18 protein-coding genes and 3 pseudogenes are annotated in these 23,928 nt (G+C 58.0%); 12 read left to right on the top strand and 9 right to left on the bottom strand.

Annotated features, from left to right (window positions below; translation table 11 throughout):
* Window positions 1-7 precede the first annotated feature (7 nt).
* Both dadX and AC2FAJ_RS05075 read left to right on the top strand, forming a co-directional pair.
* Complete coding sequence (gene dadX, locus AC2FAJ_RS05080; protein ID WP_485453901.1) at window positions 8-1,078, top strand: catabolic alanine racemase DadX; 1,071 nt, start codon at window positions 8-10, stop codon at window positions 1,076-1,078.
* Between the two features lie 16 nt (window positions 1,079-1,094).
* A pseudogene (locus tag AC2FAJ_RS05075) lies at window positions 1,095-1,187 on the top strand (hypothetical protein); the annotation flags it as partial.
* Between the two features lie 3 nt (window positions 1,188-1,190).
* Here the strand turns inward: AC2FAJ_RS05075 and AC2FAJ_RS05070 are convergent.
* Both AC2FAJ_RS05070 and ldcA read right to left on the bottom strand, forming a co-directional pair.
* Window positions 1,191-2,825 (bottom strand): annotated as a pseudogene (locus AC2FAJ_RS05070) (potassium/proton antiporter); the annotation flags it as partial.
* Window positions 2,826-2,946: 121 nt separating this feature from the next.
* Window positions 2,947-3,861 (bottom strand): muramoyltetrapeptide carboxypeptidase, encoded by a 915-nt coding sequence (ldcA, locus tag AC2FAJ_RS05065; RefSeq protein WP_485453900.1) that lies wholly within the window; start codon window positions 3,859-3,861, stop codon window positions 2,947-2,949.
* Window positions 3,862-3,967: 106 nt separating this feature from the next.
* Between ldcA and emtA the strand changes: the two genes are divergently transcribed.
* Window positions 3,968-4,579, top strand: a complete 612-nt coding sequence (emtA, locus tag AC2FAJ_RS05060; protein WP_028013510.1) for a membrane-bound lytic murein transglycosylase EmtA — start codon at window positions 3,968-3,970, stop codon at window positions 4,577-4,579.
* 36 nt (window positions 4,580-4,615) lie between these two features.
* Here emtA and ycgR read toward each other — a convergent pair whose 3' ends face one another.
* A complete protein-coding gene (gene ycgR, locus AC2FAJ_RS05055; protein ID WP_045630797.1) occupies window positions 4,616-5,347 on the bottom strand; it encodes a flagellar brake protein YcgR in 732 nt (243 codons plus the stop codon).
* Between the two features lie 207 nt (window positions 5,348-5,554).
* On the opposite strand from ycgR, the gene AC2FAJ_RS05050 reads away from it, so the two are divergent.
* Window positions 5,555-5,809, top strand: a complete 255-nt coding sequence (locus AC2FAJ_RS05050) for a GlsB/YeaQ/YmgE family stress response membrane protein (RefSeq protein WP_028013508.1) — start codon at window positions 5,555-5,557, stop codon at window positions 5,807-5,809.
* 112 nt (window positions 5,810-5,921) lie between these two features.
* The gene (locus AC2FAJ_RS05045) at window positions 5,922-8,024 is read left to right on the top strand and encodes a TonB-dependent siderophore receptor (RefSeq protein WP_485453899.1); all 2,103 of its coding nucleotides are present in this window, start codon (window positions 5,922-5,924) and stop codon (window positions 8,022-8,024) included.
* Window positions 8,025-8,084: 60 nt separating this feature from the next.
* Here AC2FAJ_RS05045 and AC2FAJ_RS05040 read toward each other — a convergent pair whose 3' ends face one another.
* Window positions 8,085-9,770 carry an alpha,alpha-trehalase gene (locus AC2FAJ_RS05040; RefSeq protein WP_047364869.1) on the bottom strand — a complete coding sequence of 562 codons (1,686 nt, stop codon included), beginning with the start codon at window positions 9,768-9,770 and terminating at the stop codon, window positions 8,085-8,087.
* A 102-nt stretch (window positions 9,771-9,872) separates the two neighbouring features.
* Window positions 9,873-10,829 carry an AraC family transcriptional regulator gene (locus AC2FAJ_RS05035; RefSeq protein ID WP_485453898.1) on the bottom strand — a complete coding sequence of 319 codons (957 nt, stop codon included), beginning with the start codon at window positions 10,827-10,829 and terminating at the stop codon, window positions 9,873-9,875.
* A 115-nt stretch (window positions 10,830-10,944) separates the two neighbouring features.
* Here AC2FAJ_RS05035 and AC2FAJ_RS05030 point away from each other — a divergent pair, with 115 nt between their 5' ends.
* Window positions 10,945-12,132 (top strand): MFS transporter, encoded by a 1,188-nt coding sequence (locus AC2FAJ_RS05030; protein ID WP_047364873.1) that lies wholly within the window; start codon window positions 10,945-10,947, stop codon window positions 12,130-12,132.
* A gap of 40 nt (window positions 12,133-12,172) precedes the next feature.
* Here the strand turns inward: AC2FAJ_RS05030 and gap are convergent, their stop codons facing one another.
* On the bottom strand, window positions 12,173-13,183 hold the full coding sequence (gene gap, locus AC2FAJ_RS05025; protein WP_047364875.1) for a type I glyceraldehyde-3-phosphate dehydrogenase: 1,011 nt from the start codon (window positions 13,181-13,183) through the stop codon (window positions 12,173-12,175).
* 78 nt (window positions 13,184-13,261) lie between these two features.
* Window positions 13,262-14,242: a GlxA family transcriptional regulator gene (locus AC2FAJ_RS05020; RefSeq protein ID WP_049138808.1), complete on the bottom strand. Its 981-nt coding sequence runs from the start codon at window positions 14,240-14,242 to the stop codon at window positions 13,262-13,264.
* 148 nt (window positions 14,243-14,390) lie between these two features.
* Between AC2FAJ_RS05020 and AC2FAJ_RS05015 the strand changes: the two genes are divergently transcribed.
* Both AC2FAJ_RS05015 and AC2FAJ_RS05010 read left to right on the top strand, forming a co-directional pair.
* Window positions 14,391-15,362: a fatty acid desaturase gene (locus tag AC2FAJ_RS05015; protein WP_485453897.1), complete on the top strand. Its 972-nt coding sequence runs from the start codon at window positions 14,391-14,393 to the stop codon at window positions 15,360-15,362.
* On the top strand, window positions 15,355-16,113 hold the full coding sequence (locus AC2FAJ_RS05010; protein ID WP_485453896.1) for a phosphate/phosphite/phosphonate ABC transporter substrate-binding protein: 759 nt from the start codon (window positions 15,355-15,357) through the stop codon (window positions 16,111-16,113). The genes AC2FAJ_RS05015 and AC2FAJ_RS05010 overlap by 8 nt, the downstream gene beginning before the upstream one ends.
* Here the strand turns inward: AC2FAJ_RS05010 and AC2FAJ_RS05005 are convergent.
* On the bottom strand, window positions 16,092-16,988 hold the full coding sequence (locus AC2FAJ_RS05005) for a LysR family transcriptional regulator (protein WP_048956565.1): 897 nt from the start codon (window positions 16,986-16,988) through the stop codon (window positions 16,092-16,094). The genes AC2FAJ_RS05010 and AC2FAJ_RS05005 overlap by 22 nt on opposite strands.
* A 23-nt stretch (window positions 16,989-17,011) precedes the next feature.
* Window positions 17,012-19,301, bottom strand: a pseudogene (locus AC2FAJ_RS05000) (FdhF/YdeP family oxidoreductase).
* A gap of 977 nt (window positions 19,302-20,278) precedes the next feature.
* On the opposite strand from AC2FAJ_RS05000, the gene AC2FAJ_RS04995 reads away from it, so the two are divergent.
* Genes AC2FAJ_RS04995 through AC2FAJ_RS04980 form a run of 4 tightly spaced genes read left to right on the top strand, consistent with a single transcriptional unit; the run spans window position 20,279 to window position 23,928 of the window.
* On the top strand, window positions 20,279-20,773 hold the full coding sequence (locus tag AC2FAJ_RS04995; RefSeq protein ID WP_045630807.1) for a hypothetical protein: 495 nt from the start codon (window positions 20,279-20,281) through the stop codon (window positions 20,771-20,773).
* A gap of 23 nt (window positions 20,774-20,796) precedes the next feature.
* Complete coding sequence (gene tssJ, locus AC2FAJ_RS04990) at window positions 20,797-21,300, top strand: type VI secretion system lipoprotein TssJ (protein ID WP_028013495.1); 504 nt, start codon at window positions 20,797-20,799, stop codon at window positions 21,298-21,300.
* A 28-nt stretch (window positions 21,301-21,328) separates the two neighbouring features.
* The gene (gene tssK, locus AC2FAJ_RS04985) at window positions 21,329-22,672 is read left to right on the top strand and encodes a type VI secretion system baseplate subunit TssK (protein WP_041909533.1); all 1,344 of its coding nucleotides are present in this window, start codon (window positions 21,329-21,331) and stop codon (window positions 22,670-22,672) included.
* Between the two features lie 17 nt (window positions 22,673-22,689).
* Window positions 22,690-23,928: a DotU family type VI secretion system protein gene (locus tag AC2FAJ_RS04980; protein ID WP_028013493.1), complete on the top strand. Its 1,239-nt coding sequence runs from the start codon at window positions 22,690-22,692 to the stop codon at window positions 23,926-23,928.

Here is a 23,928-nt window from a genome sequence, read left to right as displayed (position 1 = left end):
AGTTGTCATGTCCCGTCCTGTTCTGGCTCAGCTGGATCTGCAGGCCCTGAAGGAAAACCTGCAAATTGTTCGCCGGGCAGCACCTGGTTCGCGCGTCTGGTCAGTCGTCAAGGCAAACGCCTACGGCCACGGTATTGACCGTATATGGAGCGCGCTCGGCGCGACCGACGGTTTTGCGTTACTGAATCTGGAAGAGGCCATCCTGCTGCGCGAGCGCGGCTGGAAAGGACCTATTCTGCTGCTGGAGGGGTTCTTCCACGCGGACGATCTGCCGCTGCTGGATAAGTATCGCCTGACCACCAGCGTTCACAGCAACTGGCAGATTAAAGCCATTCAGGATGCGAAGCTCCACGCTCCGCTGGATATTTATCTCAAGGTGAACAGCGGCATGAACCGCCTGGGCTTCCAGCCCGAGCGGGTGCATACGGTCTGGCAGCAGCTGCGTGGCCTGAAAAACGTTGGCGAAATGACGCTGATGGCGCACTTTGCCGATGCGGAAAAACCGGACGGCATTGCTGATGCTATGGTCCGCATTGAGCAGGCGGCTGAAGGGCTCGATTGTCCGCGCTCCCTGTCGAACTCGGCGGCGACGCTTTGGCATCCTGAAGCCCACTATAACTGGGTGCGTCCGGGGATCGTTCTGTACGGTGCATCACCCTCAGGCCAGTGGCAGGATATCGCCAACAGCGGCCTGAGGCCGGTCATGACCCTGCGCAGCGAGATCATCGGCGTGCAGACGCTGAAGGCGGGCGACACGGTAGGCTACGGCAGCCGCTTCCGGGCGCAGGGCGAGCAGCGGATTGGCATCGTCGCGGGCGGTTATGCCGACGGCTATCCGCGTATCGCGCCGACCGGCACGCCGGTTTGGGTGGATGGGGTGCGCACGGGCACGGTAGGGACCGTCTCAATGGATATGCTGGCCGTTGACCTGACGCCATGCCCGCAGGCGGGCATCGGTTCACCGGTCGAGCTGTGGGGCAACGAAATCAAAATTGATGACGTGGCGGCCGCGGCGGGAACGGTAGGGTATGAACTGATGTGTGCCCTGGCACCAAGAGTGTCGGTTGTGACGGTGTAACTTGTATCTTTACCGGGTGACGCGAAGCCGCCACCCGGCAAAAAAACTACTCCGCGTCCTCTTCCATCGGCCTCAAACCGACCTTCCGCACCGCGTTATCTTCTTTTTCTGCCACCGTCCAGATCATCCCGGCAAACTCCACCTGGTCACCAACAACCGGCGCAGCGCCAAGCCGCTGCTGAATGATTTCGCCCAGCGTTTGCGGGTTATCACCGTCTTCTGCACCTTCATCCAGGCCATAAATGAGCGCCACATCCGCAAATTTGGCGCTGGCTTCCAGAATAAAATCGCCGAAGAAACGCTGGTCCAGCGCCACGGGAGGCGACTGGCTGAACAGCTTGCCCAGCGCGGGCAGGTCGCGCTCGCGGCCAATGACGCACAGAATATCCCCTTCGCGCAGGCGGGTGCTGCCGGTCGGGTGCAGCAGGACATTATCGCGGAACAGGGCGGCAATACGCGTTTCAGTCGGCATGTGCAAATCGCGCAGCGAGGCCCCCACGCACCATTTATCGGCGCTCAGCTGATAGACGAACTGCTCCCACGGGTTTTCCGGGTGAATATCCAGCCCAACGCGGGAGACCGGCCAGCCTACGGGCGGCACCACCACTTTGGCCTTTTTCGCCGCCCACCCGAGCGACGTGCCCTGGAATAGCAGGGAAATCAGCACTACGAAGAACGCCACGTTGAAGAACAGCCGCGCGTTGTCGAGGCCGGCCATCATCGGGAACACCGCAAGGATAATCGGCACCGCGCCGCGCAGGCCGACCCAGCTGATAAAGACGCGCTCGCGCAGGTTAAAGCCGCGAAACGGCAGCAGGCCTGCAAATACGGAGAGCGGACGGGCGAAGAAGATCATCCACGCCGACAGCAGCAGCGCCGGAACGGCGATCGGCAGCAGGTCCGACGGGGTCACCAGCAGGCCCAGCACCAGGAACATGCCGATTTGCGCCAGCCACGCCAGGCCGTCAAAGTTCTGCAAAATAGCATGACGGTTGCGAATAGGGCGGTTGCCCATCAGGAACCCGCAGAGGTAGACGGCGAGAATACCGCTGCCGTCCAGCGCGGTGGTAACGGCAAAAATGAGAATGCCGCCGCTCAGCGCCAGCAGAGGGTAAAGCCCCGAGGGCAGAGAAATGCGGTTGATCGTCTGCTGTAACAGGTATCCCCCCGCCAGGCCGATGACAATCCCCAGCCCGAACTGCTGCAGAATATGCAGGGCAAACATCCAGCTCAGGCCCGTCTCGTGCTGCTGGATCATCTCTATCAGCGTGATGGTCAGGAACACAGCCATCGGATCGTTACTGCCGGATTCAATCTCAAGCGTTGAGCCAACGCGTTCGTTAAGCCCTTTACCCCCAAGCAGGGAAAAGACCGCCGCCGCATCGGTAGAGCCAACGATTGCGCCAATCAGCAAGCCTTCCATCAGATTGAGATTGAAAAGCCATGCGGCCATCATCCCGGTGAGGCCGGAGGTGATCAACACGCCGACGGTCGCCAGCGACAGCGCAGGCCCTAAGGCCACGCGGAAGGAGCTCGCCTGAGTGCGCATCCCGCCGTCGAGCAGGATCACCGCCAGCGCGAGGTTACTCACCATGTAGGCGAAGGGATAGTTATCGAAGGGGATACCGCCGATGCCGTCAACGCCGGCCAGCATGCCGATGGCCAGGAAAATAACAAGAATGGGTATGCCAAGACGCGATGAAAATGAACTTAATAAAATACTGCTGGTTACAAGTACAGAACCCAAAATGAAAAGGCTGATTATCGCTGCGGCATCCAATGTTCTCTTACTCCCACCTCAATGTTAACGCTGTTACTAAAACCCTAACATATTAACAACGGCAACAGCGTTTTATTAAGGGGGTTTTTTATGCTTTTATGACCGGATGACCGCCGATCGTTAACCGACTACCCGAAACATCATGTGTAAGCGTCGCCTGCGCGCCCAGCGCAAGGGTAACGGTCTGCTGTTCATGGCCAAAATCCAGACCGGTGATAACCGGAATATCCAGCCGCGAGCGGATGAAATCGACCATCGTTTCCAGGGAGTAGCCTGCATCATAGTCATTCGGGGCAGAGCCGCTGAAGCTGCCCAGCACGATCGCGGACTGGCGATCGAGAATACCGGCATGATAAAGCTGCAATAACATACGCTCGACGCGGAACGGATGTTCGTTAATATCCTCCAGCACCAGAATGCCGTCCTTGATTTGCGGCATCCACGGCGTGCCGATGAGCGAGACCAGCATCGCCAGGTTACCGCCCCAGAGCTGGCCCTCACACTCCCAGTGCGGTCCATTGCCTTGCCATTCAACGCTGTAGGTGGGATTGCGCAGCGCGCGCCAGAAATGCTCCACGGTGAACGCGTCCAGTTCCGGCGCGCCGAAATTACCGGCCAGCATCGGGCCGCTAAACGTGATGGCGTTATGCAGCGCCAGAAGACCAAGCTGGATGGCGGTGAAATCGCTGTGGCCGCATATCAGCAGCGGATCCTGCTGCTGGCGCTGCGCCAGGCCCTGCCAGTCAATGCTCTCAAGCAGCCTGCTCGCACCATAGCCGCCGCGCACCGCAAGGACTATTCGGTTTTCGCCCTTCAGGTTCACCAGGCTATTGATATCATTCAGCCTCTGCGCTTCTGTTCCGGCAAAACGCTGCTGGCGGCGGGGGATAATTGTCTGATTTTCTACCTGATGGCCGGATTCCAGTAAGCGCTGAACGCCCCGCTGCGCCGCGTCCTGGTTAATACAGTAGCCCGACGGCGCGATGAGATGAAACTGAGACATGGCAATTCCTTGCTGAATGAGAAACTAATTGTCTATATCATGCCGCGTATACGCCGCCTGCTTCAAGGGCGGCGCACCGCGATGACCGGCTATAAGGATAGATGACGTGAAATTGAGATGGTTTGCTTTTTTGATTGTTTTGCTGGCTGGCTGTAGTTCAAAACATGATTATCAAAACCCGCCCTGGAATCCGGAAGTGCCGGTGAAACGGGCCATGCAGTGGATGCCGATCAGTGAAAAAGCCGGGAAGGCATGGGGCGTCAGCCCGCGGTTGATCACCGCCATTATTGCGGTGGAGTCCGGTGGCAATCCTACGCTTGTCAGCAAATCCAACGCGGTGGGGCTGATGCAGCTGAAAGCCTCTACGGCGGGGAGAGAGGTCTACCGCTATATGGGCTGGAGCGGCCAGCCGTCGACCAGCGAGCTGAAGAACCCGGAACGCAACATTTCTATGGGGACCGCTTACCTGAGCATTCTGGAACACGGCGTGCTGAAGGGCATTGAGGATCCGGAAGTGATGCAATACGCGCTGGTGGTCTCGTACGTGAACGGCGCCGGGGCGCTGCTCAGAACCTTCTCCTCTGACCGCAAAGAGGCGATTGAGGAGATCAACGACATGGACAAAGATGAGTTCGTCGAGCATGTGGCGAAAAATCATCCGGCACCGCAGGCGCCTCGCTATATCTGGAAAGTACAGAAAGCGATGGATGCCATGTAATGCCGCAAACGGGCGGCGCTCGCTGCCCGACTTTTCCTACAGAACCTTATTCGCACGTTCCCGTGCTTCCCGTTCCAGCGAATAGATAATGCGCTGCAGCTCGCGCTCCGCGCCGGGCCCGACGTTCAGAAAACGGAAGCTCAGACGCGGCGTGGTAATCGTTTCATTTTTGCTGTCCACCACCGTGCGCTCGCTGATGGCAATCAGCTGTGCATCGAAATAAAAGCGGCCCCAGCCCGCCATATCCAGTTCAATTTGCGTGAACCGCATGCCTTCTACCAGACCCTCCGGCTTCGGGGTATCCATCAGCGCGCCCATTCCACCCAGCGACAGGTCAAAGAGACGGAAGCGGATCTCTTTTTTGTCCGGCATTTTAGCCTTACAAAAATAGGCAGGATGAAGCGGGGCGCTGATGCGAAAATATTCACGACGCTGGACAAACCAGAGGTTGCCAGGAAGGGGGGTAACAAAAGCCGGAAGTCCCTGGTATTCGCTCAATTCCAGACGCGGCAGGACAAATTCCACTTTGGCCCCATGGGTTTCGGCCATGACCACGATATTCTCTGCTTTCAGCGCCGCGCGGTTTTCATACTCCTGGCTGCCCAGGTCAATAACCAGCCTCTCCTGCGAGACGTCAAGGATCTTGCTGATGAACTGATTATTCGACCAGCTGATGCGCAGCGGCACTTCGCCTTTTTGCAGGTCGCGTAATACCCCTAATACAGCCAGCGGATTTTGCTTGAGGAACTGCTCACTGTAATGACTCACGCCGGATGGCTCCTTGATTGATGACAGACTGTCTTAGCGTTATCGGCAATCCACCCTCAAACTTAATACAAACCGGTGAGATTTTTTTACTGTTGTCCGCCGGATAAGTCGGTGAGACGAAACTGGTTTTCCGGTGATGACCTATACTTAAGTTAGCTGTGCAGAAGGTTTTCTGCACATGCGTTTAATCTGCAAGAGGGCATTGCTATGGGTATCATCGCCTGGATTATCTTTGGCCTTATTGCCGGCGCTATCGCAAAACTGATCATGCCGGGAAACGATGGCGGCGGCTTTATTCTGACCTGCGTACTCGGGGTCGTTGGTGCGGTTGTAGGCGGCTGGCTGGCGACGATGTTTGGTTTTGGTGGTGACATCAGTGGTTTCGACATGCACAGTTTCCTGGTCGCTGTCGTGGGAGCCATTGTCGTGCTGGGCATATTCAGATTACTGCGACGAGCATAAAATGACAGAACGGCTCTCTGCGGAGGGCCGTTTTTTTTGCCGCCATATTGATTTGCTAATCTAAATGATAATAATTGTCGTTCCGTATTGCATGTAATCACAAGACGACATTATGAACTCCTCACGTTTTACGTTATGCACCCTGGCGGGTGCCGTCACGCTGGCATTGCAGGTCCAGGCTTTCGCCGAAGAATCAACCATTGTCGTCACGGGCTCAGAGCAGGGCAGCGCGCTGCCGGCCTGGACCAACAGCGCCACCAAATCGGCCGTTGCCGAAAGTAAAACGCCGCAGGTTATCAACACGCTCTCTGCGCCGGAGATCGAAAAGCGTCACGCGAACTCCGTGAATGAAATCCTGCGCTATGCCCCAGGCGTCTCAACCGAGGTGCGGGGGAATACCTCCTATATGAGCGAATACAAAATTCGTGGCTTTACCGTTGATCAGGAGTTTTACAACGGACTGCAGCTACCCTATAACGTCACCGGCAACACCAAGGCGCGCATCGATCCGCTGTTAATAGAGAGCGTCGATATCCTGAAAGGGCCTTCATCGGTGCTTTACGGCGGCGGTTCGCCGGGCGGGCTGGTAAATATTCAAAGCAAAAAGCCGCAGCGGGAAGCCCGAACCGAGGTCGGTTTTAACACCGGGAACCGTAATCTGAAAGAAGGCTACCTTGATTCGACCGGACAAATTGCCGACAGCGACTGGAATTACCGCCTGCTGGGTAAGGCGACGGAGAATGACGATCAGCCGCACACCAGCCGCTATGAAAATTATCTGGTCGCCCCGTCCGTTACATGGCAACCCGACAGTAAAACCCGCCTCACCCTGGATGCGCTGGCGCAAAACTCCCCGAGCCTGACGCCGTCTAACCCGCTGCCGCTCGCTTATCTGCGGTCCAAATATGCCGATCGCCGGGATTACGCCGGAGATGAGTGGAGCGGGTTTAAGCAGCGGCAGTGGATGCTGGGCTACAGCTTCGAACACGAGTTTGACAGCGGCTGGGGCTTTAATCAGAAAGCGCGCTATTTCGACGTCGATACCCACCAGAACAGCGTCTACGCGACGGGAACGGGAAGTGAGGTCTATCAGCTTAACCGCTTTGCCTATACCACCGATGAAGATCTTAAGAGCTTCAACATCGACAACCAGGTGACTAAAACCGTTGCGCTGGGCGGCTGGAAACACCATCTGCTGGCCGGGTTTGACTATCAGAGGCTGAACTCCCATTTCCACTACCGCTACGCGTCGACTACGCCGGGCATGGATATGCGTAATCCGGATTATTCGCAAATCCACGAAAGCGCGCTGGGGCTCTACACCGCCCAGAAAAACCGCCTCAGCTATCAGCAGAACGGGTATTACCTGCAGGATCAGGTGGAATTTGGCGGCTTAAATCTGTTGGGCAGCCTGCGCTACGACGATTACCGCTCCGTCACCACCGATTACCTGCAAAATGGCGATAAGGCCTGGGTATCGCAGGATCGCGTTACCAAACGCCTGGGGGCGCTTTACGCCTTCGATAACGGTATTTCGCCTTTTATCAGCTATTCAGAAGGTTTTGCACCGGTCTCGCCGCAGGGGACGCTCACGGCGAAAGACGTCAAGCCAACCACCAGCAAGCAGGTGGAAGGCGGGGTAAAATATCTGCTGGCAGAGTACGCCACGACGTTTACCGCCTCGGTGTTTAACATCCGGCAGAAAAACGTCGTCACCTCCGACCCGGGCTTCCTGAACTACCGTCAGACTGGTGAAGTGGAATCCAAAGGCGCGGAGCTCTCCGCCATCAGCCGCCCGACGGACAACCTGACGCTGATTGCCAACTATGCCTATACCCACGTAATTAATACCGAAGATGATAAATACCAGGGCAAGCGTCCCACTCAGGTGCCGGAAAATGCATTCAACCTGTGGGGGGACTACACCTTCGAGAGCACGTCGCTGAAGGGGCTGATGCTGGGCGCCGGGGCGCGCTATACCGGGCCGATGGAGATTTCACCGTCTAACGATGCGGGTAAGCTGGGGGGCACTACGCAGTACGATCTGGCGGCGTCGTACCGGATGGGCGAAATTCTGCCTTCGCTGGCGGGGCTGACGCTTAAAGCGAGTATGCAGAACATCACCAATAAAGAGACGCTGACCTGCTACGATGCGACTAACTGCTGGATTGGGCGTGACAGGACGTATCAGCTAGGGGCGAGTTACAGCTTCTAAATCCCTGTGAGTTCAAAATGAAGGCCGGGTAAGGCGTAGCCATCACCCGGCAATACTCCCTTACTGCGCCGAAGCTTTCACCGGCGCAGCCTCATCATTCGCCGCAGGCTGATTTTCCGGCACGCTGTCGCACGGTTTCTCTTTCGGACAAACCAGATCCAGCATTTTCAGCGTCACGCCGTTACTCCAGCCGAACCCATCCTGGAGCGGATATTCACCGCCGCCACCGCCGGTTCCGGTAGAAGAGACATCATACTTCTCCACCAGCTTCTTCTCGCGGTCGTAAGTGTGCTGAACGTTCTTCAGGAAGCGCCAGGTCACGTCCATTGCAACCTTATCCTGCCCATAGTTCTGCAACCCTTCCGTTGCCACCCACTGCAGCGGTGCCCAGCCGTTTGGCGCATCCCACTGCTGACCGCTGTTGATGGTGGTGGTGGTAATACCACCCGGCTTCAACAGGCGCGCGGAGGTGGCCGCGGCCACTTTATCGGCGCGATCCTGTGCCGCCGCCTTCACGTATAGCGGGAAGAGGGCTGCCGCCGTGAGCTGGTTACGCACCTTCTTACTCTTGAGATCGTAATCGGCGTACCAGCCCTCTTTATCGTTCCACAGGTGGCGCTCAATGGCTTTTTGACGCGCGGTTGCTAATGCCTCGTATTTACTCGCCGCCGCGCTGTCGCCCGCCTCCTGGCCTGCTCGCGCGAGCAGTTTTTCCATTTTAAACATCAGGGCGTTCAGATCGACGGGCACAATGCTGGTGGTGCGGATGGTGCCGAGCTTTTGCGGGTCGTCCATCCAGCGGGAGCTAAAGTCCCAGCCCGAGGCCGCCGCGGAGCGCAAATCGCGGTAGATCTGCGTCGCAGGCCGGTTAGGGTTGCTCTTCGCCGTGGTGATATCGTCAAGCCAGGACTCCGGGCGCGGGGTATCGCGATCGTCCCAGTAGCGGTTGAGTACGGAACCGTCATCGAGCTTCACCACGCGCTGGTTAGCTTGCCCAGGCTGAAGGCTTTCTACACCCTCCATCCAGTAGGTGTACTCTTTCTCCATTTGTGGACGGTATTTTTTCAGCGCGTCTTTGTCATGCGTCGCCAGCAACTCAACCATCAGTGAGAAGAACGGCGGCTGGGAGCGGCTCAGGTAGTAGCTGCGGTTACCGTTGGGGATATGGCCGAAGGTATCAATCTCATACGCAAAGTTATCCACCATATCGCTGATTTTGTCCCAGTGATCGCTCTCCGCCAGGCCCAGCATGGTGAAATAGCTATCCCAGTAGTAGACCTCGCGGAAGCGCCCGCCGGGCACAACGTAAGGTTTCGGTAACGGCAGCAGGGAATCCCATTTGTTACTGGCTTTATCCGTGGTGCGCGTCAGCACAGGCCAGAGGTCGTCAATGTGCTCACGTAAGCTTTGTCCCGCAGGCGGCACATATTTTTCACCTTCCGCAGGCAGCGTGAAGTTCATCTCCACAAAGTGGCGCAGGTCAAAGCTTGTCTGGGTGTGCTGCATCCGGTAATCCGCCAGAATCATCAGCGGGTCGCTTTTGGGAACGGCATCGGCAAAGGTTTTCTGATCGGGAAACAGTTTGGCACTCTGCACGTCGTTAAACAGAGGGCCCAGTAAAATATCGGGTGAAGTTGTCTGGGCGGTGGGGCTATCGTCGGCATATCCCAATGTCGTTACGCCGAGCAGCGCGCCACCTAACGCAAGGGGCAAAAAGGCGGGGCGTAGTGTACGAGGTCTTATCATGAGTTCGTCTCCTGTCTTCACTAAACAGCGTGACCGCTGTTGTCAATCACCTGAATACCTTAGACGAATATTGCCCGCTTCGCGTTAAATATTGCCGCGCTATCAGACCTCTTCCTGCGTCTGACCGGCTTCCCGCAGCGTGCCCGGCGCATGGCCAATGATGCGCTTAAAGGCCCGGCTAAACGCCGCCAGCGATCCGTAACCCAGCCTAAGTGCGACCGTTTCAATCGGCTGATTTTCGTGACGAATGTACTGAATCGCCAGCCGCATTCTCAGTTCGCTGAGATACTTTGCCGGGGTCGTCCCCGTCGCGGCCAGAAACCGTTCGGCAAACACGGAGCGTGAGGTGCCCGCTTCTTTCGCCAGATCCGCCACGCTCCAGTTCAGGCCAGGCTGCTGGTGCATGGCGTAAATGGCCCGGCTCAGGCGCGGGTCGCGTAAAACCTGCACCCAGCCGGTGGCTTTACCGCAGCCGCCCTCAACCCAGCCGCGCACAATTAACGCCGCCACCACATCAGCCAGCCGGGCAAGGATCCCGGCGAACCCGGCCTGACGGGTCATGGATTCTCGCTCCATCGCCGCCAGTAGCGGATGAATTTCCGGCCAGGTGGACATCAGCCGGCTGACCATCATCACTTCCGGCATTGCTTTGATCAGCGGCTGCATCCCGCCGAGCTCAAAATCCATACACCCGCTAAAGATGATGGTGTTCTCGCTCTCCGGACAGGGCTCGCAGGTAATGGCGCACACCGAGCCGCAGATAGGTTCGCTCGGAAAAGCGTTCACCGGGGTAATGGCTGCCTGCGCGTCAGAGAGCAGGGCGTGGGCATTCCCGCCAGGAATAAACAGCGCGTCGCCGCCGCTCAGTTCGAAGGTCGCACCGCTCTCCATACGCAGCAGGGCGCTACCGTGGCTCACAAAATGGAACTGCGCCTTACCGGGCGCCTGGTGGAACGCCACGCCAAACGGCGCGCTGGCTTCAATCCGTCGGTATTTCACGCCCGACAGGCGCATGCCGCGTAAGAGTTCGCTGATCAAATCGGGGGACTGAACGGTCATGGCGCAACTCCGGACGAATAATCAATAAGTGGAGATTATATGTCATAGATCGTCCACGGTGAACCCTCTATGCTTTTGCGACAGTTGTCACATTTTTATAACGGGAGAACAACAGATGAATTCATGTGTCGTGGCGAGAGAGGCCGTGGCGCCTGCCAGACCCGCCTGGCGGGCCGTCTATTCACTGGGGCTGGGCGTGTTTGGGTTGATAACGGCTGAGTTCCTGCCAGCCAGTTTGCTGACGCCGATGGCCGCGAGCCTGGGCGTCAGCGAGGGCATGGCCGGGCAGGCCGTCACCGCCACCGCGCTGGTGGCGCTGATCACCGGGCTTCTGATTACGCCGGCGACCAAAAGTATCGACCGTCGCTGGGTACTGATGTTTTTCTCCGTGCTGCAAATCATCTCCAGCCTGCTGGTGGCCTTTGCGCCTACGCTGCACGTCCTGCTGATGGGGCGCCTGCTGTTAGGGGTCGCCATCGGTGGCTTCTGGGCGATGTCGACGGCCACCACGATGCGCCTGGTTCCGACGGATAAAGTACCGAAGGCGCTGGCGGTGATTTTCTCCAGCGTGTCGATTGCCACCGTGGTTGCTGCCCCGCTGGGGAGCTATCTGGGTAGCCTGATCGGCTGGCGCAACGTCTTTGTGCTCTGCATTCTGCCGAGCGTACTGGCGCTGCTGTGGCAGATCTGGGTGCTGCCGTCTATGAAGCCCGAGAGCAGCGGTAGCCTCAGCACGCTGTTCCGCGTGCTGCGTCGACCGGGCATGATCGGCGGCATGCTGGCCACTATTCTGATCTTCAGCGGCCATTTCGCCTTCTTTACCTACCTGCGCCCGTTCCTGGAAACGGTGGGGCAGGCGAACGTTGAGACCATTTCACTGATCCTGCTGGGCTTTGGGCTGGCGAACTTTGTCGGTACTTCCGTTGCCGGACATCTGCTGGCACGTAATCTGCGCCTGACGCTGGCGCTGGTGCCGTTCGCCATGGGCATACTGGCGCTGACGATGGTGGCGTTTGGCCATCTGGCAATGCTGGACGGTTTCCTGGTGGCGCTGTGGGGCTTTGCGTTTGGTCTGGTTCCGGTGGGCTGGTCAACCTGGCTTGCCACCACCGTTCCTGATGAAGCCGAAAGCGCAGGGGGGCTGCTGGTGGCCTCAATCCAGCTGGCGATAAGCGCCGGTGCGGCCGGGGGCGGGGCGGTATTTGACCTTAACGGTGCCAGCGGCGTGTTTGCGGGCAGCGGCTTCCTGCTGGTGACGGCGATGGTGATTGTGTTGATGGGCGTGAAAGTGAAAGCGGAATGATTTTTTGCCGGGTGAGCGTTCGCGCCACCCGGCTCCAGGCTTACAGCCCTTTCTTATCCATTAGCACCGCCAGATCCACCAGGCGGTTAGAGAAGCCCCACTCGTTGTCATACCACGCCAGGATCTTCACCATGTTCCCGCCAGTCACCAGCGTGGAAAGCCCGTCGATAATGGAGGAGCGCGGGTCGCCCTGGTAGTCGCTGGAGACCAGCGGTTCATCGCTATAGCCCAGGATCCCTTTCAGAGGCCCGCTGGCGGCCGCGTTGCGGAACGCCTCATTCACCTCTTCGGCGGTTACGCTACGGCTGAGCGTTACCGTTAAATCCACAATCGACACCACCGGCACCGGCACGCGCAGGGAGTACCCGGTCAGCTTGCCGTCCAGGGAGGGGATCACTTTGCCCAGCGCTTTCGCCGCGCCGCTGGAGTAAGGCACAATCGACAGCGCCGCCGCGCGCGCGCCGCGCAGATCTTTTTCCGGCTGGTCGTGCAGCGCCTGGCTGTTGGTGTAGGCGTGCGTCGTGTTCATCAGACCATGCTCGATCCCGAACTGCTGATGCAGCACCTGAGCCGCCGGCGCCAGACCGTTCGTGGTACAGCTCCCGTTACTGACGACCACGTGCTGTGCCGGGTCGTAGCGATCGTGGTTCACTCCCATCACAACCGTCAGATCGTCATTCTTGCCGGGCGCGGAGATGATGACGCGCTTTGCGCCACCCTGCGTGACGTGCACCGCCGCTTTTTCCCGATCGGTAAAGAAGCCGGTGGCCTCAATTACCACGTCAACACCAACATCGCGCCACGGAATATTTGCCGGGTCGCGTTCGCTAAACACCACAATCCGCTGACCGTCCACCTGCAGCGCGCCGTCAGCCGCTTCAACGGGCGCGGGCAGTTTGCCCAGAAGGGAATCATGTTTCAGCAGGTGGGCGAGGGTTTTGCTGTCCGTCAGATCGTTAATGGCCACAATCTGAAGATCCGGGTTACCCAGCGCCGCGCGCAGGAAATTACGTCCGATACGGCCGAAACCGTTAATACCGACCTTAACCATGGTGCACTCCTTATCTCTGTTGTCTGGAGTCACTGTAGGCGCGGGGCCGGTTGGCGTAAACGACAAAAAAGGATCAGATTACGCCATCTTGCGGCAGTGGAAGCGCTGGCGGTACTCGCCCGGCGTGAGGTGGAGCTGTTTCTCAAACACGCGGCGCAGGTTAATGCTGGTGCCAAACCCGCTTTGCTCGGCAACCCGCTCAAGGGGATCATGGGTCTGCTCAAGCAGCTGTCGGGCGGCGGCCAGGCGCGCTTCCGTAACGTAACGGGCAGGCGAGACGCCCGCGTCGCGGGTAAAAACCCGGGTGAAATTGCGCGGGCTCATCGCCACCTTTTCGGCCAAATTTTCCACGCACAGGTCGGCGGTGAGGTTCTGCAGGATCCAGGTTTGCAGTTCGCTGATAGGCCCCGATGCGCCAGGCTGCTGCAGGCTATAGCGGCTGAACTGCAGCTGTCCGCCGGGGCGACGCAGATACATCACCATATCCTGCGCCACGTCGCGGGCGAGGGTAAATCCGTAGTCGTCTTCCACCAGCGCCAGGGTTAGATCGAACCCGGAACTCACGCCCCCGGAGGTCCAGATGGGGCCATCCTGAATATACAGCGGGCCGCCTTCGACGTGGATAGCCGGGTACTGGGCTTGCATCGTCTCCAGCAGCCGCCAGTGGGTGGTTGCGCGGCGGCCGTCCAGCAAGCCGGTCTGGGCAAGCAGCATCGCGCCCCCGCAAATGGAGGCGACCCGCCGGGCGTGCGGGGCCGCGAGGTGCAGCCAGTCCACCACCGCCGTGCTCTCCTGCTCGTTGATCCCGCGCCCGGTGATGATAATGGTGTCCAGCGGTTCGCGCGGATCCAGCTCCGGCAGACGATAGTCCGCCAGCAGGTTCAGGCCAGACTGGCCGTGGATCACCTGGTGGGGCTGCGTGGTGGCGATGATAATCCGGTAGCGGGGCTGCGCCAGCCCTTCCGGATGCAGCCGGTTGGCCTGCATCAGAATGTCGGCGATACCGGCGGCCTCAAACAGCATGCCTCCGTCAGGTACGATAATTAATATTTTCTTCATGTCCTGAAAAGTACCTTTACTACAGAATAAGTCAAGCCGGGCGTGACCCTGCGTTTCCGGCAAAGCAAAGCGATTTAAGTTCTTTGTCATTTCAGGCGTTATCCCCGATCGTCAGAGCATTGTCTCTGGCGAAACGGCATCTGAAGGAATGAGTAAACGAAGCTCCCTCTATTTACATCCGCAGCAGCGCAATCACATCCACCGACTTGCATCTGGGGTTCTGTGGCGAAGTGAACTCCCTACGTGGCTGCTGATCGTCATTATCTATACCGGCTGGTTTTCCACCCTAACATTCTGGCAAACGCTCGGCCTGCTTCCCGCCACGCTGCTGCTTATCTGGTTTACCGCCTGGTACATGTCCCTGCAGCACGAGCTGATCCACGGGCATCCCACCCGTTTTGCCCGGCTTAACCAGCTGTTTGGCACGCTCCCGCTGGCGGTCTGGTATCCGTATGGCCTGTACCGGGATTCCCATCTGGCCCACCATCGGTACGATAGCCTGACCGATCCGGTGGATGACCCGGAGTCGTATTATTTTACCGAGGCGAGCTGGGCGCGCTTTTCCCCGTGGCAGAAGCGCCTGATCCGGGCCCGGAATACCTTTGCCGGGCGGCTTCTGCTGGCGCCGCTGCTGGATATCCTTCAGGCGCTGGGCGGCGCCGTGGCGGCGTTTCGTGATTTTCACCTGCGGGCGATGGCGATGTGGCTGGTTCACGCTCTGCTGCTGGCGGCACTTTTCGCGTGGATGGTGCATCACGGCTTTTCACCCGTCTGGTTTGTGCTGGCGGTAAGCTATCCGGCGCTGGCGCTGACCAAGGTCCGCTCGTTCTACGAACATCGGGCGGCGGACGATCCGCTCGCGCGCTCGGTCATTAACGAGGCCGGGCTAGTCTGGCGGGTGCTGTTTTTGAATCTCAACTACCATTCTATTCACCACGATTTACCGGGCGTTCCCTGGTACGGGTTGCCGACGATCTACCGGCAAAACCGGGAGGCGTACCGGCAGCGTAACCACGGCTTTGTGGTCCGGGGCTACGGTGAATGGCTACGCCAGTTCTGGACCCGGCCAGTGGAGGTCACCGTCCATCCCGGAAAACAACAGGAGGAGAGGTATGAGTAACCTGCTGGCGTTTCCCATGTACGCCGTGGATCGCGGCGATACCCGCGCGCTCTGGCTGGCGGTGCAGCATCTGCTGGCCGCGCGTGGCGTGCCCGTCGATCGTGCTCCCGGCTGGCCGGAGTCTGACCTGCTGGCCCACTGGCAGCAGCCTGAGCTTATCCTCAGCCAGACATGCGGCTACCCGCTGGTGACGCAGCTCCCGGAGGTACAGGTGGTGGGCTGTTTTCACTACACCGCCGCGGGCTGCGAAGGGAGCCAGTACCGCAGTTTTCTGGTAGCGCGCGAGGAGGAAAGGCATCTCACGCTGGCGGATTTTCGCGGACGTCGGGCGGTTTGTAATTCGCAAGATTCACAGTCCGGCTATAACGCGCTGCGAAAAAAGGTGGCGCCCCTGATTGTTGACGGGCCATTTTTCTCACAAACGTCCTTCAGCGGCAGCCACCGTCAGTCGCTGATTGACGTGCAGCGCGGGAAGAGCGATATCGCCGCCATCGACTGCGTGACCTGGGCGCTGCTGGAACGTCATGAGCCGGAACGGCTTGCGGGGCTGGCGGCGTTCGATCGAACGCCGCTGACGCCAGGGCTGCCATTAATCACGTCGCGACGCACGTCCCCCGAAACGCTCAGCGCCATTCGCGATGCGCTGCGCGAGCTGGTGAGTGCGCCGGAATACCGGAAGGTTTGCGCCGCAGTGCTGATCGGCGGTTTTAGCGTGGTGTCGCGGCAGGCTTACGCCTCCTTGTCCGCGTGATAAATCGCCTGCGCGTCGGTAAAGCAGCGCAGCGCCAGCGAAGAGACGGGTTTCTGCCTGCGCATAATCAGGCCGATGGGAGCCTCAATGTTCGCGTCGGCGATGGGGACAATCCTGAAAGTGCTGTTCAGGGCTTCCAGCCCGTTATTCAGCGGCATCACGGCGCAGCATACACCGCTCTGAACCGCCTGAATGATCTGGAACGTGGAGTCGCTCTCAAAAACGGCCGTCGGTTCGATGCCAGCAGCTTTAAAGCTGGCCTCCATATGTGCCCGGTAGTGCATCCCTTTGGTCAGGAACCCCAGCGGAAAATCCGTCAGGTCGTGCCAGGTCAGCGTCTCCGGGGTAAGCTGGAAATGACGGGTGTCGTGGAGCAGCCCCATCTTCGTTTTAGGAAGCTGAATAATGTCAAACAGGCTGGTGTCGATGCTGTTCAGGTAGCAAATCCCCAGCTCAAGCTGATTGCGGCTGACGCCGTCGGCAATCTGCGCCGAAGACATAGAATAGAGGCTGTAGGTCAGCTCCGGGTATTTTTGCGTCAGCAGGCGGATAAAGATCATCGGATCCACGCTCGCCAGCGGCACCATCCCCAGACGTAATTCCCCCACCACCTGGCCTTTGCACAGCGCGGCTTCCGCCTGCAATCCGTCGTGCGCGGCAAGAAGCGCGCGCGCCCATGCGAGGATGCGCTCTCCCTCCGGCGTAAACCCTTCAAAGCGCTGCCCGCGCACGATCAACACCAGCCCCAGCTCCTCTTCCAGGCTGCGGATGCGCATGGAGAGGGTCGGCTGGGTGATGTTGCACCGCAATGCCGCTTTACCAAAGTGGCGGGTCTCGTCGAGCGCGAGTAAATATTTTAACTGTTTTATGTCCATCACTCTTCTCTGCGCGTAAAGACTTACAGCATGCGGATCTCTTTCGAGCGCAGGGTAATGCGAACCGGAACCGATTTATACGACGGCGTACCGCTGTCCTTGTCGAGATAATCGAGCGGCACCAGCACGTTGGCCTCCGGGTAATACGCGCCGACGGAGCCCGGGGCGATGTTGTACGCCACCACCGTAATATCTTCCAGCCGCTGCGCGCTGCCGGGGAGGGCGGTTTCGATATCCACGCGATCGCCGTGTTCCAGCCCTGACTGCGCCATATCTTCTTCGTTCATAAACAGCACGTCGCGGCGGCCAAATACGCCACGGTAGCGATCGTCCAGGGCGTAAATGGTGGTGTTGTACTGGTCGTGGCTGCGCAGCGTGATCAGGCGCAGCACATGCTCGCCTTCACCGCTGGCGTTTTCCTGTACGCCGTCGAATACCGAAAACATCGCTTTGCCCGTTGCGGTCGGCCAGATACGCTGTGTCGGAGGCAGCGGCATGCGGAAGCCGCCGGGAACACGGATCCGCGCATTGTAGTTCTCAAAGCCCGGAATGGTCTGCTCGATCAAATCGCGGATGCGGTCGTAATCCTCGACCAGCGTCAGCCAGTCCACGCGTGTTTCCGGCAGGGTAGCCTTTGCGAGGCCAGCGACGATGGCAGGCTCCGAACGGAGCAACGGCGAGGCGGGTTTCAGCTTGCCGGAGGAAGCATGCACCATCGACATAGAGTCTTCGACGGTGATGGACTGACGGCCGGTGGCCTGCATATCCAGCTCCGTGCGGCCGAGACACGGGAAAATAAAGGTCTCTTTGCCCACCAGCAGATGGGTACGGTTCAGCTTGGTCCCGACGTGCACGCTCAGATCCAGTTTACCCATCGCCGGGAAACCGTTCTCGTGGTCGGGCATCGCGACGGCAAAGTTACCGCCGAGGCAAATGAGCGCTTTTGCGCGACCGTCGATCATGGCCCGCGTCGCCTGCACCGCATCGTGTCCGTGACGGGAAGGGGGCTCAAAGCCAAACACCTCTTTCAGGCGGTTCAGGAAGGCCGGGGCAGGCTTCTCGCTAATCCCGACGGTCCGGTTCCCCTGAACGTTAGAGTGGCCGCGCAGGGGGGCAGATCCCCGCGCCGGGCTTGCCGATATTCCCGCGCAGAAGCAGCAGGTCAGCAATCAGGCGGACGTTCGCCGTGCCTTTATTGTGCTGGGTAATCCCCATTCCGTAAGTAATGATGGTGGCGTTTGATTTGGCATAGGCCTCGGCCACCTTTTTGAGCGCCGCCTGGCTGAGCCCCGACTCGCGCTCAATGTCGTCCCAGCGGGTCTGCGCGATATCGGCGGCAAAATCTTCAATACCCCGGGTGTGTTCTGCAATAAACGCGCGGTCAAGCACGGCACCGCGTTCGGCCTCCATCTCCAGAAGGTGTTTAGCAATGCCTTTCAGCGCGGCGGCATCGCCCCCGGCCTTCACCTGGAAGTAGGTCGAGGCGATGTCAGTAGAGCCATAGGTTGCCATTTCAATCACGCTTTGCGGGTCGGCAAAACGTTCGAGGGCGCGTTCGCGCAGCGGGTTGAAAACGATAATCGGCACATTGCGACGCGCCAGCTCGTGCAGGGTACCCATCATTCGCGGATGGTTGGTGCCGGGGTTGTGACCGATGGAGATCACCAGCTCAGTCTTGTCGAAATCGTCCAGCGAGACGGTGCCTTTCCCAATTCCGATGGAGCGCGGCAAGCCGACGCTGGTGGCCTCGTGACACATATTCGAGCAGTCCGGGAAATTATTGGTGCCGTACTCGCGAGCGAACAGCTGGAACAGATACGCCGCTTCGTTGGAGGCGCGCCCGGAAGTATAGAACTCGACCTGGTCCGGTTCGAGCCCGCGCAATATTTCCCCGATGCGTTGAAACGCCTCGTCCCAGTCGACGGGCCGGAAGGTATCGCTGGCCCGATCATAGCGCAGGGGATGCGTCAGACGACCGTAACCTTCCAGCTCAAAGTCTGATTTAGCCAGCAGCGAGGAGACGCTGTTTTCCGCCAGAAAATCGGGCGTCACGCGCTTACTGGTCGCTTCCCAGGTCACCGCTTTCGCGCCGTTCTCGCAGAACTGGAATGTCGACTTGTGCTCTTTATCGGGCCACGCGCAGCCGGGGCAGTCAAAACCGTCCGGCTGGTTGGTACGCAGCAGCGTCGCGGGAGCGTCCAGGGTATCCATTTGGGTACGTACTGCAATGGCCGTCGCCTTCAACGCGCCCCAGCCGCCGGCAGGACCATCGTAGTGTCTGATACCGGGAACTGAGCGTCTTTTCGTGTTCATACTGACTCCTGACGTGTTTGGTCGCGCAACGGCTGGGTAATAAGCAAAAGCAATGACTGGCGGAGATGGAAATCCACGCGGTCGAGTTACGGCTCTTGCCTGTAATTATCTTTATAACAATGAGTTAAAAATGTTGGCATGCAACTATTTAAAGAAATTATAACGAAATTTTATCATTTTAATAATAAATTGTATCTATCATCCGGTAGGCAGGATAGATAGCGTCGAGAGAGAAAGCATGTAGCGCAGTTAAAATTTCGAATGAAAGAGACGGTCGCTCAAAAATGAATACATGGCGGCTGGCAGGCGCTGTAGCAACGTCGGTATTCGAAATAGTGACGAGAAGGTTTACTCAGGCTTAATGATTAATGGAAATGTATTATCACTTACAGGGTTATTATCACAACATGAAATATAAGTTATTTTGAGTCGTAAAATTAAAGGCGCAGTCAATAAGTTAAATAGCGATGGTGTCGTCAGGTGATGCGGCAATATTAAACATACCCTGTTAGTGCAACAAATAATTCATCGTCGATATCTTCTTCTGATATCACTAAAACGACATTTCTACTAATTATGGTAGTGGCGATAATAGCGTTATTGCGTTAATGAAATCCGTTCTCTTTTAATTTTATGATTTAATAACAGTGTGTTATATCATTATCAGGTGTTGAAATAAGTAGATCCAGGCCATGTCGGGTTTTTTTATCAGATTATTCCTATAATGTTTTGGCTGCTTCAATTACCACCACTTACGATGCGGTAAATATTGAATTGAAGCAAAGCTCATGTAAACTTGTTTACCGTTTGTCAAAATATGTCAGGAAGACGCTGGGCCTTATTCTGAAGGGCTCGTGCGGTAGCTATGTCTTTAAATTAGTAACACCCCGAAATTATCCTGACTATTTTAACAACAGCACCTAAGTCAAATTTCATCCCCTTATCTCCATCATCAAAATATCGCTACGGAAAAGCATATGAAAATGCGCGTACTGTTTTCACTTCTGTTTGTAATGGCGGTGGCGGGCTGTAAAGCGCCACAGAAACCGGCAATCACTGACGACACGATCGTGACCAGCCAGGTCAACGGTGTCACCCTGACCCACCGTCACGCCGTGGTGCCGCCAACGGAATTCACCCAGCTCAACGAGCCTTATCGTGCCATGTACCCGGCCTCCCTGATGAGCCGTCCTGATTTTGGCGGAAAGGTTATCCGTACGCTGGAAACCGGAAAAACCTATGTAGTGCTGGGGCAGGTTGAACACTACTGGATGGCGCTCGCCGATGAGGGGAACGAGCAGCTGATTGGCTACGTCCCGATGCGTGCCGTTATCAAAGCCGACCAGTACGAAGCCACCGTCCGCAAACAGGCCATTCGTCCTAAGGTGCGTAAAAAAGCGACCTGTGTCGATGTGGATGGCAACAGCAAAGCCTGCAAAGACAGCGCTAACGGTACCTGGATCCTGAACTAAACGGCTTTCGTGGGCGTATTTTTATGAATAATAAAAAGTTTCATCGGCTGTGGTTAGTCTTTTACGCGGCGATTTTCGCCCTTGTCAGTGGTTGTACGTCGTCTTCACACAGCGACCCTTCCCGCTACAATCTGCAGTTTCAGGCTCATCCACAAATCAATGATTCTGCGCCACTTAAAGTCCGGGTGCTGTTGTTGAAATCCGATGCGGATTTCATGTCCAGCGACTTCTATTCCCTGCAGAACAACGCGTCAGCAACGCTTGGCGCGAATCTGCTGAACAGCGACGTTTTCTTCCTGATGCCGGGACAACTGTCCAAAACCCTCAGCGGTCAGAGCGATCCTGAGGCGCGTTATATCGGCGTGATGGCAGAATATCAGAAGCTGGATGGTAAAAAATGGCGCGTTTCACTCCCGCTGCCTGTGCCAGGCGAAAATCATATCTACCAGTTCTGGAAATGGTCCGCGGATGAACTCCAGGCCAACGTTTTTCTCGACGTAAACGGCATTCGGGTCATCAGCCAGTAACGCGCTTCACAACAGGAAACACATCATCATGACCAAAGCAGAAAAGGTCGTCTGGACCGAAGGCATGTTCCTGCGTCCACACCATTTTCAGCGGACTGAAAGTTATCTGCTCAACCATGTTCGTGAATGGGGTGCGCTGCAGCGTTCCTATCTCTGGGGCTTTCTCGACGTAGAACTGGACGAAGCGATGCTTCGCCAGGGCTGCATTGCCCTGAGCTACTGCAGCGGGTTACTGCCGGACGGCACCTTTTTCCAGGTCCGCAACGGACGCAATGGTCCCGCGCCGCTAAAAATTCCTGACAATCTCACCAACGAAAAGGTGGTGCTCGCGCTGCCGGTTCGTCGTGGCGAGCGGGAAGAGGTGATTTTCAGCGAAGAGCCTGCCTCGCTGGCCCGCTTCGTCGCGTTTGAGCAGGAGGTGGAGGACGATAACGCCATGTCGGTGGGGGATGCCACCGTCCAGTTTGGCCGCCTGCGCCTGACGCTGATGCTGGAAAAAGACCTCACGGCAGAATGGACATCCATCGGCGTGGCGTTTGTGACTGAAAAACGCAACGACAACCACGTGCGGCTGGATAACAGCTACATCCCGCCGATGCTGAACGCCAATAACAGCCCGCAGATCTACAGCATGATCAACGATCTGCACGGTTTGCTGGTGCAGCGCAGCCAGCAGATTGGCGGCCGCCTGCGTCAGCCTGGCCGCTTTAACACCTCTGAACTGATTGAATTTACGCTGCTTTCGCTCGTGAACCGTCATCTGGGCGAGGTTTCACATTTAAAAACGCTGCCGCTGCTGCACCCGGAAACGCTCTGGCGCAGCTGGCTGCCGTTTGCCACCGAGCTCACGACCTGGACGTCGCAGCGCACCACCGAGAGCGTGCTGCCGATCTACGATCACGACGATCTGGCGAACTGCTTCAGCAAGCTGATGCTGATGCTGCGCCAGGGGCTGTCGCTGGTGATGGAAGACCACGCCATTCAGCTGCCGCTTAACGAGCGCTCGCATGGCCTGAACATCGCCACCGTTCCTGAAACCAGCATGGTGCGCGAATTTGGCTTCGTGCTGGCGGTGAAAGCCAACGTGCCGGGCGAACACCTGCAAACCCATTTCCCGGCGCAGATGAAAATTGCCCCGGTCTCGAAAATTCGCGATCTGGTTCAGCTGCAGCTGCCGGGCATTATGCTGCGCGCCATGCCGGTCGCGCCGCCGCAGATCCCGTGGCATGCCGGCTACAGCTACTTCGAGCTGGAGAAGGGCAGCGAGCTGTGGCACGAGATGGATAAGTCCGGCGCATTCGCCCTGCACCTTGCAGGGGAGTTCCCGGGGCTGGATATGGAGTTTTGGGCCATCCGTAGCCCGACAGAATAATAAAGCGAGCGCTTAATATGCAGGAACGACAGGATAGCGGCAGTGATGCCGCGTTTACCGGAGCCAGTAGCAACAATCAGCTGGTGGCGGCCGCCAATCCGCTGCTCAACGCGATTCCGCAGATCCGTCATTCGGTTTCACATGACGATCAGGTGGCGTTACGCCAGCGCCTGATCGATGAGATTCGCCGTTTTGAAGTCCGCTGTCAGCAGGCGGGGCTGCCCTACGAAGTGATCGTCGGGGCGCGCTACTGCCTGTGCACGGCGCTGGACGAGGCCGCCGCGCTGACTCCCTGGGGCAGCAGCGGCGTCTGGTCCAGCAATGGCCTGCTGGTGACGTTCCATAACGAAACCTGGGGCGGCGAAAAGTTCTTCCAGCTGCTGGCGCGCCTGTCGCAGAACCCGCGCGAGCATATCCTGCTGCTGGAGATGATCAACTACTGCCTGCTGCTCGGCTTCGAGGGGCGCTATCGGGTGCTGGACAATGGCCGCACCCAGCTTGAAACCATCAAGCAGCGGCTGTGGCAGATGATCCGCGGCGTGCGCGGCAGCTATCCGCCGCCGCTTTCTCCTCATCCGGAAGATCGTCCGGTGCTGCGCAAGCTCTGGCGGCCGATGGTTCCCCTGTGGGCCTGCGTGGCGCTGGCCGGGTTTATCGCCTGCCTGTTTTACATCGTGCTTAACTGGCGCCTTGGCGACAACACCAACCCGGTGCTGGCGAAGATTTATCAGTCCCAACTGCCGGAAACCACCATCCAGCAGCCAGCGCGTCAGCTGCCCGCAGTGCTTAACCTGCGCGGCTTCCTGAAGCCTGAAATTGAGGCGGGCCTGGTGGCGGTAAAAGACCAGGCAGATCGCAGCGTCGTGATCCTGAAGGGCGACGGGCTGTTTGCCTCAGCCTCGACCGTCGTGCGTGACCGCTATGAACCGGTCATCAACCGCATTGCGCAGGCGATGAACAACGTCAGCGGCAAAATTCTGGTGGTGGGCTACAGCGATAACGTGCCGATCCGCAGCGCGCGCTTTGCCTCTAACTACGAGCTCTCACTGGAACGCGCGCGCTCCGTACAGAAAATGCTGCAGGGAAGCCTCTCTCAGCCTGGCCGCGTGAAGGCGGAAGGGCGGGGCGAGATTAACCCGGTGGCGCCGAACACGACGCCGGAAAACCGCGCCCGTAACCGCCGTGTGGAAATTACTCTGCTGGTGTCGCCTGAAAACACCCAGGCCGAGCTGAACGGATTGCCGCAAGGAAACTAA

Source organism: Enterobacter cloacae complex sp. 385G4 (genome assembly GCF_057320665.1).
Note: the sequence above shows the minus strand (reverse complement) of the source record. Positions and strands in the feature narration are given on the sequence as shown.